The organism is Lutibacter maritimus, assembly GCF_900116115.1.
Taxonomy (GTDB): Bacteria; Bacteroidota; Bacteroidia; order Flavobacteriales; family Flavobacteriaceae; genus Lutibacter; species Lutibacter maritimus.
Genome location: NZ_FOZP01000008.1, coordinates 129,191 through 145,211 on the forward strand (window position 1 = coordinate 129,191; position 16,021 = coordinate 145,211).

Here is a 16,021-nt window from a genome sequence, read left to right on the forward strand (position 1 = left end):
TAGAGATTACTCTAAATTATCGGCTAAAATAAACTTTTAAATACTATTTAACCAACAATGACTAAAACTGCTTCATCAGTTTGGAAGGAATGCCTATCTTTTATACAGGATAATATTAAGCCGCAAGCATATAAAACTTGGTTTGAGCCGATTAAACCAATAAAGTTATCTGGCGAAGCTTTAACAATCCAAGTTCCAAGTAAATTTTTTTACGAATGGCTAGAAGAACATTATATTAAATTGTTAAGAGTTGCATTATTAAAACAATTAGGTGAAGATGCTAAGTTGATTTATGATGTGAGAATGGAAAACAACTACAGTAGTAACAATCCACATACTGTAAAATTTCCTAGTTCAAATAGAAATCCAATTGTTCCTCAAGGCGTTACAGTTCCTATGGATTTAAACAAACGAGAACTTAAAAATCCGTTTATCATTCCAGGAATTCAAAAGGTTAAAATAGAATCACAATTAAATCCAAATTATAATTTTGAAAGTTTTGTTGAAGGAGATTCTAATAGGTTAGCGCGTTCAGCTGGTATGGCTGTTGCAAATAAGCCTGGTGGAACATCATTTAACCCACTTTTAATTTATGGTGGAGTTGGTTTAGGTAAAACGCATATTGCACACGCAATTGGTGTTGAAATTAAAGATAAATACCCAGATAAAACGGTATTATATATATCATCTGAAAAATTCACACAACAATATATAGATTCTGTAAAAGGAAATACTCGAATAGATTTCATTCATTTTTATCAAATGATTGATGTTTTAATTATTGATGATGTGCAATTTTTATCAGGAAAAACAGGAACTCAAGATGTATTTTTCCATATTTTTAACCATTTACATCAAAATGGAAAACAGGTAATTTTAACGTCTGATAAAGCTCCTGTAGATATGCAGGATATTGAACAACGTTTATTATCTCGTTTTAAATGGGGATTGTCTGCAGAGTTGCAAGCGCCTGATTATGAGACGCGTGTATTGATATTGCAAAATAAATTATACCGTGATGGTGTAGAAATGCCAGAAGAGATAGTTGAATATATTGCAAAACATATAAAATCTAATGTACGTGAGTTAGAAGGTGTTTTAATATCTATGATTGCACAAGCATCTTTCAATAGAAAAGAATTTACATTAGTATTAGCAAAACAAATTGTTGATAAGTTTGTAAAAAACACAAAACGAGAAGTATCTATAGAATATATTCAAAAAATTGTATCTAATTATTTTGAATTGGATGTTGCAACATTACAATCTAAAACAAGAAAGCGTCATATTGTTCAAGCCCGTCAATTAGCAATGTATTTTGCAAAAAGAATGACTAAAGCATCCTTAGCAAGTATTGGTTCTCAAATAGGAAAAAGAGATCATGCAACGGTGCTTCATGCTTGTAAAACTGTTGATAATTTAACAGAAACAGACAAGCAATTTAAAAAATATGTAGAAGATATTACGAAGAAGCTTACTTTTTAAATAAATTTCATGACTAAAATATTAATGGTTTGTTTAGGCAATATTTGCCGTTCACCATTAGCAGAAGGAATATTAAAATCTAAAGTATTTAGTTTTAAAACTTTTGTTGATTCTGCCGGAACGGGAGCTTATCATATTGGTAAAAAGCCAGACCCACGTTCTATTTCAATAGCAAATTTAAACGGATTGGATATTACAGATCAAAGAGCTAGAAAATTCACTGTAGAAGATTTTGATAATTTTGATTTAATTTATGCGATGGATAATTCTAATTATCAAAATATTATAGATTTAGCTAGAAATGAAAATGATAAATCTAAAGTAAAACTTATTTTAAACGAAGTTTTTCCTGGTGAAAATTTAGATGTGCCTGATCCTTATTATGGAGGTGATTTTGGGTTTAAAAATGTGTATAAAATGTTAGATGAGGCGTGTGAAATAATTGCAAAAAAAATAAATCCAAATGTCTAAAACTAAAGGTTCTTTATATTTAGTTCCAACAACTTTAGGTGATTGTGATCCAATGGATGTGTTACCTGTTACTGTAAAAAGAGCCATTGAAACTTTAGATTATTTTATTGTTGAAAACGAAAAAACAGCTAGAAAGTTTATTAAAACTGTTGCTCCAGAAAAGTCTCAACCATCTTTAAAATTATTTAAATTAGATAAATATGCTAATCCAGCTGAGGTTTTAACATATTTAGATGTGTGTGAAGAAGGTGTTTCGGTTGGATTGCTATCGGAAGCGGGAGTTCCTGCAATTGCAGATCCTGGAGCTGATATTGTTAAATTAGCACATGAAAAAGGAATTAAAGTAATTCCATTAGTAGGACCTTCATCAATAATACTTGCAATGATGGCTTCTGGATTTAATGGGCAAAATTTTGCCTTTAATGGCTATTTACCTATTGACGCTGCTGAAAAAAAAGCTGTATTAAAAAATTTAGAAAAATTATCTTTAGAGAAAAATCAATCTCAAATTTTTATTGAAACACCTTATAGAAATAATAAGTTCTTGTTAGATTTAAAAACAATATTACATCCTGCAACTATGTTATGTGTTGCTTGTGATGTTACATTACCTACCGAATATATTAAAACCTTAAGTATAAAAGATTGGAAAAATGAAAATCCAGATCTACAAAAAAGACCAGCAATTTTTATTATCCATAGAATATAAAAAAAGGTTTATTCAATTTATGAATAAACCTTTTTTGTAAATCGAAAATTAAAAGTTATTTAATTTTAGGTTTTTGGTTTGCTTCAATAAATGAAACATCATAGCCCGAAAACTGTTTTAAATAATTTCTTACTGAGGAACCAAAAGCATCTGAAAAATAAAATTCTCCATTGCTTCGTAAAAACTTTTTCACATTTCCAGCTCCTGCTAAATGAGCAGCAGCAAGAATACCTGATTCTGTAATTTTAATTCCATCAATTTTTTTTCCTACGGTTCTCTCAATATCTTTTCTTAAAATCCATTTATTTAATGAACATAGTGCTAAAAAAGCTTGTTCTTGTAATTTTGGAGTGTTTAAAAATCTATGAGTGTCATAAATATTGAACCGTTCTAAGGTGCTTTTCCCAAATTGATATTTTCCTAAATATCCTAAAGAGTTCACAACATCATATTGTCCTTGAGATTCTTTAAAAGCAATTGCTTCTCTAAATCCGTTGTACATTTTTCCAACAAAAGGGATGTTATTATACTCTTGGAAAATACTTTCTTCTTCAGTAGGAACAGTACTTACAACTTCCGCTGCAATACTGTTTTTGCTGTAGTTGTTTTTATTTTTGGTAAAACTTGATATAAAAATTACCAAAGCTAAACAACTTAATATTAGTATTGTTTTTTTCATAATTTAAAGGTTTTTCTCCTTTTAAATTTCGGGGCAAAGGTAATTTTTATTTTTAAACCAACAATTTTTTTTAGCTTAAATGTGGTTTTTTAGCACTTTTTTAACGCTTTTTAGTTAACGAAAACGTTTTATAAAGTTTTATAAATCAAGTAGTTGATTTAAAATTACTATCTATTTATTCCTTGTTTTGATAGCCAAATTTGATATTTTGCGGCATATTGGTTATGCTGAGCTAATGTCTTAGCAAACTCGTGTGTACCAATTTTTGTAGTACTTGCACACATAAAAAAGTAATCATGCGAAGCAGGTGATAAAACGGCATCTATTGAAGAAATATCAGGCATTGCAATTGGACCTGGAGGTAATCCTAAATTTTTATAAGTGTTGTATGGTGAATCTATTACAAGATCTTTTGTTAAAACTCTTTTTATAATTACATCGTTACCTAATTTTTGTTTTACTGCAAAAATAATGGTTGGATCAGCTTGTAAAGGCCATTGTTCATGTAAACGATTTAAATATAATTTAGCAACCATAGGTCTTTCACTCACTGTTGATGTTTCTTTTTGAACAATGGAAGCTAATGTAATTACTTCAATTGGTGATAGATTTAATTTTTTTGCTTTGTCTAATCGTTCTTTATTCCAAAATCTATGATATTCATCTTTCATCTTGCTTCTAAAAAGATTGGCAGATGTGTTCCAATAAAACTCATATGTATTAGGTATATACATTCCTAAGGCAGTTTTCTTATTAAATCCGTTTTCTTTTAAAAATATAGTATCTTGAAAAGCTTGTAATAGTGTAACGGAATCGGCTTCAATTTGTTGGGCTATTCTTCCAGCAAGTTTTTCAAAATTATCTTGGTTATTATAAGATAATTTTACAGGAGTTTGCTTACCATTGCGCAATAAGTTAATTAATTTATTATTGCTCATTCCTTCAGTAATTTTATATTTTCCTGGTTTAATTGATTTTGGATAATCTTTTAAATTGGCTATAAAACTAAAGGTATTTACTCTTTTTAAATACGGACGAACTAAATTTTCAACAGTGGCATAATTACTATTTGTTGGAATGTATAAAAAACCTTCTTTTATAGTATTTGGTTTGTATATTTTGTTGTAAAAATTATAACCGAATACTACACCAATAATTATTAATAGGCCAAAAATCAATAAAAAAAGTTTTTTTAAATTCATTCGTTTTATTTTATTAATTGATATAATAATTCGTCTTTATATTGTTTATTGGTGTAAATCCAATCTTTTTTGGTGCCTACCAATTTAAAATTTAATTTTTCAAATAATGCTATACTTTTTTTGTTTTCAGAAGTAATATTGGCATATAATTGATGAATATTTAAATATTGAAATGCATAATCAATTACCAATTCTAGAGCATCGGTTGCATAACCTTTATTTTCATATTGAGGAAGTAATAAAATACCAATTCCTACACGATTGTGTTGTGGGTTAAAATCAAATAAATCAATCATACCAATAGGTATATTTGTTGAATTACAAATTACAAATCGGTATTGTTTAGCCTCGTATATATCTTGATGAGCATTATTTATGTATTGTTTTAAAAGGTGTTTTGAAAAAGGAACTTGAGTACTGCTTACTTCCCAAAAAAGTTCGTTATTTTCTGTAAGGAACAGAAAATCAATATCTTCTGGTTCTAATGCTCTTAAACTAATATTTTTTCCAATTAAGTTAGCCATTATATTTCTATGGTTCCTTCAAACACAAATTGCGCTGGTCCTTTTAAAAAAACATTGGTATAATTTTTACCTTCATTTTTAAACGAAACTTCTAAGTTACCACCTAAAACTTCAATTTCTATAGTGCTTTTGGTTGTTTTTAGAGTTTTATGTGCAGCTATTGCAACGGCTGTAACACCTGTTCCACAAGCCAACGTTTCATCTTCAACGCCACGTTCATAAGTTCTTACTTTAAAAGTATTGTTTGAAGTTTTTTCAACAAAATTTACATTTGCGCCCGTTTTAAAATATGGTGCTCCATATCTAATTTTAGCACCTTCTTCTTTAACATTTATTGCAGAAACTGAATTACAAAAAGTAACATGATGTGGCGAACCTGTATTTAAAAAAGAATGTGTGCTTTCTTCAACAATATCAGAAACATCTATCATTTTTAAACTAACAATTTCATTTTTAACACTTGCAAAATGCAATCCGTCAATTGCATCAAATGAAGTTTCATTTTTTATAATTCCTAACTGTTTTGCAAAAGCAACTATGCATCTACCTCCATTACCACACATACTACCTTCATTTCCGTCAGCATTGTAATACATCATTTTAAAATCCTGTTTTTCAGAATTTTCTAATAAAATAAGTCCATCTGCTCCAATACCAAAACGGCGATTGCATAATTTTTCAATTAATCCTACATTGCTTTTAGGAAAAAATAGACTTCTATTATCAATCATAATAAAGTCGTTTCCTGTACCTTGGTATTTGTAAAAATGTAATTTCATCGGTACAAATGTAATAAAATATCTATTGTTTTGATGATTTTAAATTTGTGAATTTTGTTTTTGTTAAAATGAGTTAAATGAGCGTTAATAAAGCGTTAAAGCATATTTTTGAATATAATAAATATATAATTTTGAATGTTATTTAATTAAAATTTAAAAAATATATAAAGATGAAAAAAATATTGAGTATTGTGCTGTTTTCAGCTTTAGGAGGCGCTTTAACTTTAGGGGCTTATAAAATATTTTTAGAAAAACCTCAAGTAGTAATTGAACAATCAGGTATAACAAATCCTAAAACAGTAGCTGCAAATTATAGTGATGCACGTTTTGGAGGTGCGGAAAATATAGATTTCACTACAGCTGCTGAAAAAACATTAAACTCGGTTGTACATGTTAAAAACACAATGATGCAAACAATAAAAGACCCATTTGCTGAATTTTTCTACGGTCAAGGTAATGGAACTCGTCAATTTTCACAAATTGGAACTGGAAGTGGAGTTATTATTTCATCAGACGGCTATATTGTTACCAATAACCATGTAATAAATAATGCTACTGATATTGCGGTTGTTTTAAATAATAAAAAGGAATATAAAGCAAAAATTATTGGTACAGATCCAACAAATGATATTGCGCTAATAAAAGTGGATGCTAAAGATTTGCCTTACGTAACTTTTGGTGATTCTGATCATATTAAAATAGGAGAATGGGTGTTAGCTGTAGGTAATCCATATAATTTAACATCAACAGTAACCGCCGGAATTATAAGTGCAAAAGGTCGTGATTTAGATGGAAACGGAAGTGTAGATTCATTTATACAAACTGATGCTGCTGTAAATCCAGGAAATAGTGGTGGAGCTTTAGTAAATACAAGAGGAGAACTTATTGGTATTAATACGGCAATTTCATCAATGACAGGCTCTTTTGTTGGTTATTCTTTTGCAGTTCCTTCAAATATTGCTAAAAAAGTTATAGAAGATTTAATGGAGTTTGGAAATGTTCAAAGAGCAGTTTTAGGTGTTGTTGGTGGCGAATTGGATGGTAAAGTTGCTGCAAATTTAGACGTAAACAATACTGAAGGTTTTTATATTTCTGAAGTATCTGAAGGTTCAGGAGCTGCAAAAGCAGGATTAAAACCCAAAGATATAATTATACAATTAGATGGAAATAAAATTTCTACTTTTTCTGATTTGACAGGCTTTTTAAGAACAAAAAGACCAAATGATAAAGTTCAGGTTACTTTTTTAAGAGATAATAATCAAAAAACGGTTGAAGTATTGCTTTCAAAAAATGAAATTAGCAAAGTTTCAACTTTAGGTTTAGAGCTAAAAAACTTAAATAATACCGAATTAAAAAAATTAAAAATTGAAAATGGAGTTAAGGTTTCCAATATTTTAAATAAAGAATTACTTAGCTATGGAGTTAAAAAAGGATATATTATTACAGAAATAAATAATAAAAAAGTGTATTCAGTTGACGATGTAAATGATATGATTTCGGCAAAATCTTCAAACGAAGTAATGCGAATTGAAATGATTAATTTACAAGGAGAAGTTGAACGTTATATTTTTAGATAATAATTAAGTTTGTTTCATTTTTAAAAAAAGCCTTTCTTTTTAAGAAAGGTTTTTTTATGCTTAAAATATTTGCGAAAACGTTTGAAATGGGTATTTTTGCCGAAATTTAAAAAAAACAACACAACATGTCATTTAACGAACTTTACGAAAAAGAACTTGCTTTTCAAACCGACAGAAGAAGAGCAACTGTTGAATTTATTAGAATAATTAGTGATTTATGGTATGATGATACTATTGAATTAGTCCTATTTAGAAATCAATTAATTGATAGAAATGTAAGCGAAATTTTAAATTTAGTGGAATACGCAAGTGATTTTGTTCAAAAACCAATTTCTATTTTTGATGCTGTTGAAATTGCACGAGAAATTAAAAGTCAGGCATTTCCTCCTTCTAAAATTGATATTGGAAAATTAGTGTATGAATTTCATTTAGATGAAGATCAGCATTCAATTAGAGATTTTGTAGTTGAAAGATTAGAAGCGTCTAATAATTCAGAAGAAATTGAACCAAAAGACGTTGTTTTATACGGTTTTGGTAGAATAGGTCGTTTATTAGCACGTGAATTAATGGCAAGAACAGGAAAAGGAAATCTAATGCGTTTGCGAGCTATTGTTACACGCGATGAAATTACTGAATCAATTCTGGAAAAAAGAGCAGCATTATTACAAAATGATTCTATTCATGGAGAGTTTAAAGGAACTGTAAGTTTTGACATCAATAAAAAAGCATTAATTATAAATGGAACAACTGTTCATATTATAAAAGCAAATGCACCTGAAGAAATTAATTATACAGAGTATGGAATTTTTGATGCTTTAATTATAGATAATACGGGAGCTTTTAGAGATAAAGAAGCTTTAAGTAGACATTTAAAAGCTAAAGGAGCCTCAAAAGTATTATTAACTGCACCAGGAAAAGGAGTGCCAAACATTGTACATGGTGTAAATCATAAAGATTACAACCCGAAAGAAGTTGATATTTTTTCTGCAGCATCTTGCACTACAAATGCAATAACACCCATTTTAAAAGTGATGGAGGAAAGTTTTGGTGTTGTTTGTGGACATTTGGAAACAATTCATGCATATACAAACGATCAAAATTTAGTAGATAATATGCATAAAAAATACAGACGAGGCAGAGCTGCTGCATTAAATATGGTTATTACAGAAACAGGCGCAGGGCAAGCAGTTACCAAAGCATTACCTTCTTTTGAAGGGAAATTGACATCAAATGCCATTCGTGTTCCAGTGCCTAATGGTTCTTTAGCTATATTAAATTTGCAATTAGAAAATGCAGCTAGCAAGGAAACCATTAATACTGTTATGAAAAAATATGCTTTAGAAGGCGATTTGGTAGAGCAGATTAAATATTCTTTAAGTAATGAGTTGGTATCCTCTGATATTGTTGGCACTTCAGCTCCTGCAATTTTTGATAGCCACGCAACTATATCAGCAAAAGATGGTTCAAATGCAGTGCTGTATGTTTGGTATGATAATGAATATGGGTATAGCCATCAGGTCATTCGTTTGGCTCGTTATATTTCACAAGTAAGAAGGTTTGTATACTATTAAAAGATACTAACAAATAAATATAAAAGCCAAGACAATAATTGTTTTGGCTTTTTGTTTTTTTAATTACTTTTAACGAACAATTTATTGATATGATTTTAAATATAGAGCAAAAAATAAATGAACTACGTGAAGAGTTAAATAGGCATAATTATAATTATTATGTATTAGATAACCCAACTATTTCTGATTTTGAATTTGATAAAAAATTAAAAGAATTAGAAAAATTAGAAATAGAAAATCCACAGTTTTTTGATGCAAATTCTCCAACTCAAAGAGTAGGTGGTGAAATCACTAAAAATTTTGCTACAATTACCCATAAAAATAGAATGTATTCTTTAGATAATTCCTATTCAAAAGAAGATTTATTAGACTGGGAAAAAAGAATTCAAAAAATAATTGGAACAGAATCAATTACTTATACCTGTGAACTAAAATACGATGGAGCATCAATAAATTTAAGCTATAAAAATGGTATTTTGGAAAACGCTGTTACCCGAGGAGATGGATTTCAAGGTGATGAAGTAACTGCAAATATTAAAACAATAAAATCTATTCCCTTAGTTTTAAATAAACCGTTTGTAGATAATTTTGAAATTAGAGGTGAAATAATTTTGCCTTTTGATGGATTTAATAAAATGAATGAAGAACGGATTGATATTGGTGAAGAACCCTATAGAAATCCAAGAAATACAGCTAGTGGAAGTTTAAAATTACAAAATAGTGCCGAAGTTGCTAAAAGACCCTTAGATTGTTTATTATATCATATTGTTGCTGATAAAAATCCAAATGCAACACATTTTGAAACGTTAGAAAAAGCCAGAGAACTTGGTTTTAAAGTGCCTAAAGCTATTGAACTTTGCAACACAATGGAAGAAGTTTTTGCATTTATTGAAAAATGGAATACAAAACGATTTGATTTACCTTATGAAACTGATGGAATTGTTGTTAAAGTAAACTCATTAGCACAACAAGACGAATTAGGGTATACAGCAAAATCTCCGCGTTGGGCAATGGCTTATAAATTTAAAACAGCGCAAGAAAGTACAGTTTTAAATGAAATAACATATCAAGTTGGAAGAACAGGAGCCATTACACCTGTTGCAAATTTAGAACCTGTTCAATTAGCAGGAACTACAGTCAAAAGAGCGTCATTGCATAATGCCGATCAAATTGAAAAGTTAGATATTCGGGTTGGAGATACTGTTTTTGTTGAAAAAGGAGGAGAAATTATACCAAAAGTTGTGGGTGTAGATTTTAGTAAAAGACCGTTAAATTCTGAACCAACAAAATACATTTCATGTTGTCCAGATTGCAATACCAAATTAGTGAGAACTGATGGTGATGCAAAACATTATTGTCCAAATGAATATGGTTGTCCAACTCAAATAACAGGTAGAATTCAACATTTTATTAGCCGAAAAGCTATGAATATAGATGGAATTGGTGCAGAAACTATTGAATTGTTATTTAAAGAAGGGTTAATTTCAAATTATGCAGATTTATACGACCTTAAAGAAGCACAAATTATTCCTTTAGAAAGAATGGCAGAAAAATCTGCGCAAAATATTATTGCTGGTATTGAAAAATCGAAAGAAATTCCTTTTGAAAAAGTATTGTTTGCATTAGGAATTAGATTTGTAGGAGAAACTGTTGCAAAAAAATTAGCGAAACATTTTAAATCCATTGATAATTTAATGAAAGCTTCATTTGAAGAATTGATTACTGTTGATGAAATTGGCGAAAGAATTGCAAATAGCGTGATAGATTTTTCAAGTAATTTGATAAATATTCAGCAAATTGAGCGATTAAAAAATTATGGAGTTAAATTGGAAGTATCGGCTGAATCACTTTTAAATACTTCATCAATTTTAGTGGGAAAAATATTTGTAGTTTCAGGTGTTTTTACCCACTTTGAAAGAAATGATTTAAAAAAATCTATTGAAGATAATGGCGGAAAAGTAGCGAGTTCAATTTCTTCAAAAACAACGTACGTAATTGCAGGTGATAATATGGGGCCAAGTAAATTAGCGAAAGCGGAAAGTTTGGGTATTCCAATAATCTCTGAAATGGATTATTTAAATTTATTAAAGTAATTTTTATTTATAAAAAATATCATAAGCATACCTAATTATCATTAAAATAACAATAAATAAAAAGATAGACCGAACAAAAGTATTTCCTTTTTTTAATGCTAATTTTGTTCCAAGTATATTTCCTAAAATATTACAAATTGCCATTATAATTGCTAATTCAAGTAAGTAATTTCCTTGTTTTATAAATACAATTAATGCAAAAATATTTGTAATGCAATTAATTACTTTAGAGTAAGCAGATGCTTCAACAAACTCAAACCCAAAAACAACTACAAAAGCTAATACTAAAAAGCTTCCAGTTCCTGGGCCAAAAAAGCCATCATAAAAACCTATAATTAAACCTATAATTGAACCGTAAATTATCATCTTTTTAAACGATAATTTTTTAGTTTGTATGGCTCCTAAATTCTTTTTTATAAAAGTATAAATAGCAATTAAAATTAAAATTACTAAAATTAAAGGTTTTAGTGTATTTACATTTATGTAGCTAACTGTTTTTGCACCTAAAAATGAAGCTATTGCAGCCCAAAATGCAATAACAATCAGTACCTTATAATTGAATTTTATTTTTTTTGAATATTGAGCAGCTGAAATACTTGTGCCCGATAGTGCAGCTATTTTATTGGTTCCAAAAAGAGTAGGAATTGATGTGTTTGGTAAATTTATTAGTAATGCAGGAAGTTGAATTAATCCGCCACCACCAACAACTGAATCTATAAAACCAGCAACAAATGAAAAAAAAGCTAATGAAAGTAAAGTTATAAAACCATAATCTGCAGCTATACTTAAAAAATCCATTTCATTAATTGTTGGTTTAAATTTTTGTTTAAATATATTCTTTTTATTGATTTAGTAAACTTAAAATAACTACTTAATTTGCAGGTTTGTTTGATGAAATTTGGATTAATGAGTAAGACCCTAAAATAAACGAACTTTTTAAATTTAATGTCATCTTCAACTATTTAAAATCATTTGGGTTTTTTAAGTATTTCTTTATTTCTCTTTTACTAAATTCTTCAAATAGAATAGTTTCATTTAATTCTGAAATGTATTCATTATTATTTTCTAGAATAACAACACCTTTATTAGTTAAAAAATACGGCGTTATATATTTTAAACCGCTATTTTGACTTTTAAGTGTTTGATTTTTTCTATTTAAGTCTGTAAAAAACAATTGGTAAATTGAAAAGTCAAGCTTGTAATAATCACCACCAAAATTTTCCAATATTCCTATTTTTGAATGGGGATAGACAGTTTGGCCCAGTTTAACAAACAATGTATTTTTATTTAACCCTTTGTAAGAAGCATAAGAGCCATCATCATGTTCAACAACAATATAATTTCGTTTGCTTGTGTAAGCTATTTCAGGTGACGAGTTTCCTTCAAAATCATCAACAATTTTTACAACAATTCCTTTTCTCATTGCAAAAATGGTGTCAGGTTCTTTTGAGCGAATAGCGTAAGATTTCCAATTTAAAGGTTTTTCACTTCCAAAATACCTTTCTCCTAAAAATGATGCTTCATAAATTTTTACTTTTTTTCCTTTTTTAATAGGAAGAGTGTAAGTAAATAAACTATCTATTTTAGCTTTATTGTTGCCCATAGTATAAGAAAAAGTATAGGAAAAATTAATAGAGCTTTTGTTGTTTATTGGTTTTAAATGCAAAAGATTTCCCCTATAAGAATTTATTACACCATTATAACCGTTAGAGTAGGAGTTAGTTAAATTTATTAACTCTAATTTTAAATAATAGCTACCGGGTACTTTTTTAGTATATGAAATATCTACACTTTTATCGTTATTTCTTTTAACAATTATAGATATATTTTTCTCTTGTGAGAAAATTTTTAAATTAACTCCAATAATTAAATAAGTAATTATTGCGTACAGCAATTTTTTATTTTCCATTTTCTGGCAATAGCAATTTTAGGTAATTTAATAATATACAAATTTGTTAAGTATAAATTAGTTATAATTAACGATACTTTTTTTTGATTAAATTATATATTATCAATAATTATTCTATTTCTTCTAATTTTAATTTTTCCTTCGTGTTCCAATATTTTTAATAAACGTGATACTACAACGCGTGATGTATTAATATCGTTTGCAATTTCTTGGTGAGTTATTATTAAAGTGTTGTTTTCCATTATTTTAACCTTGTCAGTTAAGTATTTGTGAAGTCTGTCATCTAATTTCATAAATGCCAAACTATCAATAGAATCTACCATTTCAATTAAACGCATATGATAAGTATCTATAATAAAATGCCTCCAACTTTTATATTTAATAAGCCATTCTTCAATTTTTTCTACAGGGACAAAAATACCTTCTGTTTCTTTTTCTGTTAACCCTCTAAACATACTTTTTGTAAGGTTAATACAGTTTATAAATGAAATAGCACAAGTATCTCCTTTTTCTAAAAAATATAAGGCAATTTCTTCCCCATTTTTATCTTCTCTAATTATTTTTACTGCACCATTTAAGATTAATGGTACGTGCGACATTTTGTCGCCAATATCAATTAAAAGTTCATTTGCTTTAATGCATCTGTATATGCCTACATTTACAATTTCATCAATTAATTCTTTTTCAAAAATAAGCGAATAATAATCTTTTAACTTTTCCCGTAGAACATCTTTATTTGTAGTCATATTTTTTAGAATAGCGATTGTTACAAATTTAAACATTTTCCACAAAAAAACTCCTGATTTGCATCAGGAGTTTTAGTTTCAAATAATTTATATATAATAAATTAAAACTTAACTTGTAGTTGCATTAAAAGTGCGTCGTTATCTATAGTTGTAGCTGTTTCAATTTTGTTTTGATAATTGATTTGTAATCTTGTATTATCATTAAAGAAATAGTTTACACCTAAAGTCATCATTTCTTGATAACCTATTTTTTTAATATTTAAATCTTGATCAAAGTATTCATATTTAAATACTGGTTGCCATTGTTTGTTTATGTCATATGATGCCATCACGTAAGCTCCAGCTCTTTTTGCACCTAATTCTAAAGGAGTTGCTCCACAACCACCACCTGCAGCTCTGTTATAATCGCCTTCATCATAAATATATTCACTAGTAACATTAAATTTATTGTATGTTAATGCAATTTCTGCACCATAAGAAGTTCTATCAGTTTCATTATTATTTGGGTAACCATATCTAAAACTACCACCAATACTCATAAAATCAAATAATTTATATGATGCGCGTCCAATAATATCTTTTTTAGTGTTATTATCAGCAACACCTAAACCTCTACCATTCATTAAAGCTAGAGAATAACGGAACTTAGTTTTAGAAGTACCTCCTAATAACATTACACCCATATCTCTTTGGGGAGATACTAATTGATCAGAAACAATTGCTCTGTCAATAGTAGTTAAACTATGGCAAGGTGTGTTCACTTCTAAACCAAAAGGTTGTTTAAAAGAACCAACAGAAACTTTTGCCCACTCATATTTGTCATATGTAATAAATGCATCCATTAAATAAACATTACCATCAGATGAAATAAAGTCACTTGTTTCTATCATTGCATAGTAAGAAAACGTTCTGTTTACTCTACCTCGAACTCCAAAACGAGCTCTTTTAAATTTAAAAGTACTTGTTTTATCATCAGTAAAATGTGAATCATATTCTGGTTGAAAATATCCAAAAAATGTTGTGCTACTAGTTTTTGGAACCCCGCTATTTGTAGCAGAAGTACCAGCATCATCTTCACAGCCTTGTGCATAAGTTGCAGAAAAAGAAAGAGTAAAGATAATAGTAAAGATGAATATTATTTTTGTTTTCATAATTTGTGTTTTTAATAAAAAGCCCTAAAAACTTACGTTACTTATTGGTATGTAAAACAGCATTTTAAACATTGTGTTTACAATTTTTAGGGCTTGGTTTTGTTAATTCATTTATTAATTAGTTACCAAATGGTAAATCTTTTGATACGCTAGCACTCCATTTATTAGATGACCAAGCAGCATTACTATTATATAATCCGTTCATTCCAAAAGTTAAACTATAAGCATCGTATCCTAAAACACGTAGCCAAGCTGTAACAACTGCTGATGTTTGACCAGTGTAACAGTAAGTAACCACTTTTGCATTTGGATCTAAACCTAATACACTATTATCAGCTATTGATAATGGTTGTATTCTATAGGCACCTTTAATGTGTCCAAATCCTGTAAAATCTGTTGAGCTAAAGAAATTATTAATAAAATAATTAGTTGGAGCAGCTAATACATCACTACCTTTTACGGTTTTAAAACCTGCAGCAACAACTTCTTCAACACGTTTTTTAAGAATGGCTTCACCTGAAGTAGATAAACTTGTAAAAGATGGTTTTGAAAATACTTGATTTGCAGGCGCAGCATCATAAGACCAATTTGCATTACCATCGGCAATATTTCCTATGTTATTATTCCAAGATCCAGCAGTTGATGAGTTCCATCCTGACATTCCCCATTTTAAAGCTTGTGTATTTTTATAGCCATACATACGCATTAAAGCAGTTGCATAACAAGCTGTTTGGCCAGTGTAACATACTACTAAAACTGGCTTAGCTCCTGCAGCAGTTCCTTCAGCTAAAATGTTTGAGAAAGCAACATTTTTTGCTCCTGCAATATGACTTGTTGCGTAATCAGAAGCGCTTCTAATGTCAATAATATAATATTTTGCTAAAAAAGCGGGTAAATCTGCTTCAGCTGGAGCTGCAGTTACAAATTTTGCTCCATCAACACTTGTATCTACATTAGGCAAATCTAAATTTGCTGTTAACATATAATCAACCATTAGTGTTTGAGCAGGAGTTTGTACAACTTGTAAGTCGTCACCTTTGTCGCAAGAGGTTAAGAATATTGATGGAATTAAGAATAGTCCAATTAATATTAATGATATTTTTTTCATGATTTGTTTGTTTTGGT

Annotated in this window: 15 protein-coding genes; 6 read left to right on the plus strand and 9 right to left on the minus strand. The window is 28.9% G+C overall.

The features are described from left to right. The first annotated feature begins 57 nt into the window (after positions 1 to 57). From dnaA to BM335_RS13380, 3 genes are read left to right on the plus strand one after another with little or no spacing between them, the layout of a single operon-like run. Positions 58 to 1,485 carry a chromosomal replication initiator protein DnaA gene (gene dnaA / locus BM335_RS13370; protein ID WP_090229028.1) on the plus strand — a complete coding sequence of 476 codons (1,428 nt, stop codon included), beginning with the start codon at positions 58 to 60 and terminating at the stop codon, positions 1,483 to 1,485. A gap of 9 nt (positions 1,486 to 1,494) precedes the next feature. After that, on the plus strand, positions 1,495 to 1,956 hold the full coding sequence (locus BM335_RS13375) for a low molecular weight protein-tyrosine-phosphatase (protein ID WP_090229031.1): 462 nt from the start codon (positions 1,495 to 1,497) through the stop codon (positions 1,954 to 1,956). Then, a complete protein-coding gene (locus tag BM335_RS13380) occupies positions 1,949 to 2,665 on the plus strand; it encodes an SAM-dependent methyltransferase (RefSeq protein ID WP_090229036.1) in 717 nt (238 codons plus the stop codon). Before BM335_RS13375 ends, BM335_RS13380 begins: the two co-directional genes overlap by 8 nt. A gap of 55 nt (positions 2,666 to 2,720) precedes the next feature. Here BM335_RS13380 and BM335_RS13385 read toward each other — a convergent pair whose 3' ends face one another. The 4 genes from BM335_RS13385 to dapF form a co-directional block, all read right to left on the minus strand. Beyond that, positions 2,721 to 3,344 carry a peptidoglycan-binding protein LysM gene (locus BM335_RS13385; protein WP_090229039.1) on the minus strand — a complete coding sequence of 208 codons (624 nt, stop codon included), beginning with the start codon at positions 3,342 to 3,344 and terminating at the stop codon, positions 2,721 to 2,723. 167 nt (positions 3,345 to 3,511) lie between these two features. Then, a complete protein-coding gene (gene mltG, locus BM335_RS13390) occupies positions 3,512 to 4,546 on the minus strand; it encodes an endolytic transglycosylase MltG (protein WP_090229043.1) in 1,035 nt (344 codons plus the stop codon). 5 nt (positions 4,547 to 4,551) lie between these two features. Continuing rightward, positions 4,552 to 5,070 carry a GNAT family N-acetyltransferase gene (locus tag BM335_RS13395; RefSeq protein WP_090229046.1) on the minus strand — a complete coding sequence of 173 codons (519 nt, stop codon included), beginning with the start codon at positions 5,068 to 5,070 and terminating at the stop codon, positions 4,552 to 4,554. Next, the gene (gene dapF / locus BM335_RS13400; protein ID WP_090229049.1) at positions 5,070 to 5,849 is read right to left on the minus strand and encodes a diaminopimelate epimerase; all 780 of its coding nucleotides are present in this window, start codon (positions 5,847 to 5,849) and stop codon (positions 5,070 to 5,072) included. Before dapF ends, BM335_RS13395 begins: the two co-directional genes overlap by 1 nt. Positions 5,850 to 6,019: 170 nt before the next feature. Here dapF and BM335_RS13405 point away from each other — a divergent pair, with 170 nt between their 5' ends. The 3 genes from BM335_RS13405 to ligA all read left to right on the plus strand — a co-directional run bounded on the left by BM335_RS13405 (position 6,020) and on the right by ligA (position 11,090). After that, positions 6,020 to 7,426, plus strand: coding sequence for a Do family serine endopeptidase (locus tag BM335_RS13405; RefSeq protein WP_090229052.1), 1,407 nt, complete (start codon positions 6,020 to 6,022; stop codon positions 7,424 to 7,426). Between the two features lie 125 nt (positions 7,427 to 7,551). Continuing rightward, complete coding sequence (locus BM335_RS13410) at positions 7,552 to 8,997, plus strand: glyceraldehyde-3-phosphate dehydrogenase (protein WP_090229056.1); 1,446 nt, start codon at positions 7,552 to 7,554, stop codon at positions 8,995 to 8,997. A gap of 89 nt (positions 8,998 to 9,086) precedes the next feature. Next, positions 9,087 to 11,090, plus strand: coding sequence for an NAD-dependent DNA ligase LigA (ligA, locus tag BM335_RS13415; protein ID WP_090229061.1), 2,004 nt, complete (start codon positions 9,087 to 9,089; stop codon positions 11,088 to 11,090). 3 nt (positions 11,091 to 11,093) lie between these two features. Here ligA and BM335_RS13420 read toward each other — a convergent pair whose 3' ends face one another. The 5 genes from BM335_RS13420 to BM335_RS13440 all read right to left on the minus strand — a co-directional run bounded on the left by BM335_RS13420 (position 11,094) and on the right by BM335_RS13440 (position 16,004). After that, positions 11,094 to 11,888, minus strand: a complete 795-nt coding sequence (locus BM335_RS13420) for a sulfite exporter TauE/SafE family protein (RefSeq protein WP_090229065.1) — start codon at positions 11,886 to 11,888, stop codon at positions 11,094 to 11,096. 160 nt (positions 11,889 to 12,048) lie between these two features. Then, positions 12,049 to 12,999, minus strand: a complete 951-nt coding sequence (locus BM335_RS13425) for a M23 family metallopeptidase (protein ID WP_090229068.1) — start codon at positions 12,997 to 12,999, stop codon at positions 12,049 to 12,051. A 92-nt stretch (positions 13,000 to 13,091) separates the two neighbouring features. Further along, positions 13,092 to 13,745, minus strand: coding sequence for a Crp/Fnr family transcriptional regulator (locus BM335_RS13430; RefSeq protein WP_090229072.1), 654 nt, complete (start codon positions 13,743 to 13,745; stop codon positions 13,092 to 13,094). 101 nt (positions 13,746 to 13,846) lie between these two features. Further along, positions 13,847 to 14,896 (minus strand): porin, encoded by a 1,050-nt coding sequence (locus BM335_RS13435; protein WP_090229075.1) that lies wholly within the window; start codon positions 14,894 to 14,896, stop codon positions 13,847 to 13,849. 118 nt (positions 14,897 to 15,014) lie between these two features. After that, positions 15,015 to 16,004: a rhodanese-like domain-containing protein gene (locus BM335_RS13440; RefSeq protein WP_090229081.1), complete on the minus strand. Its 990-nt coding sequence runs from the start codon at positions 16,002 to 16,004 to the stop codon at positions 15,015 to 15,017. Positions 16,005 to 16,021 lie beyond the last annotated feature (17 nt).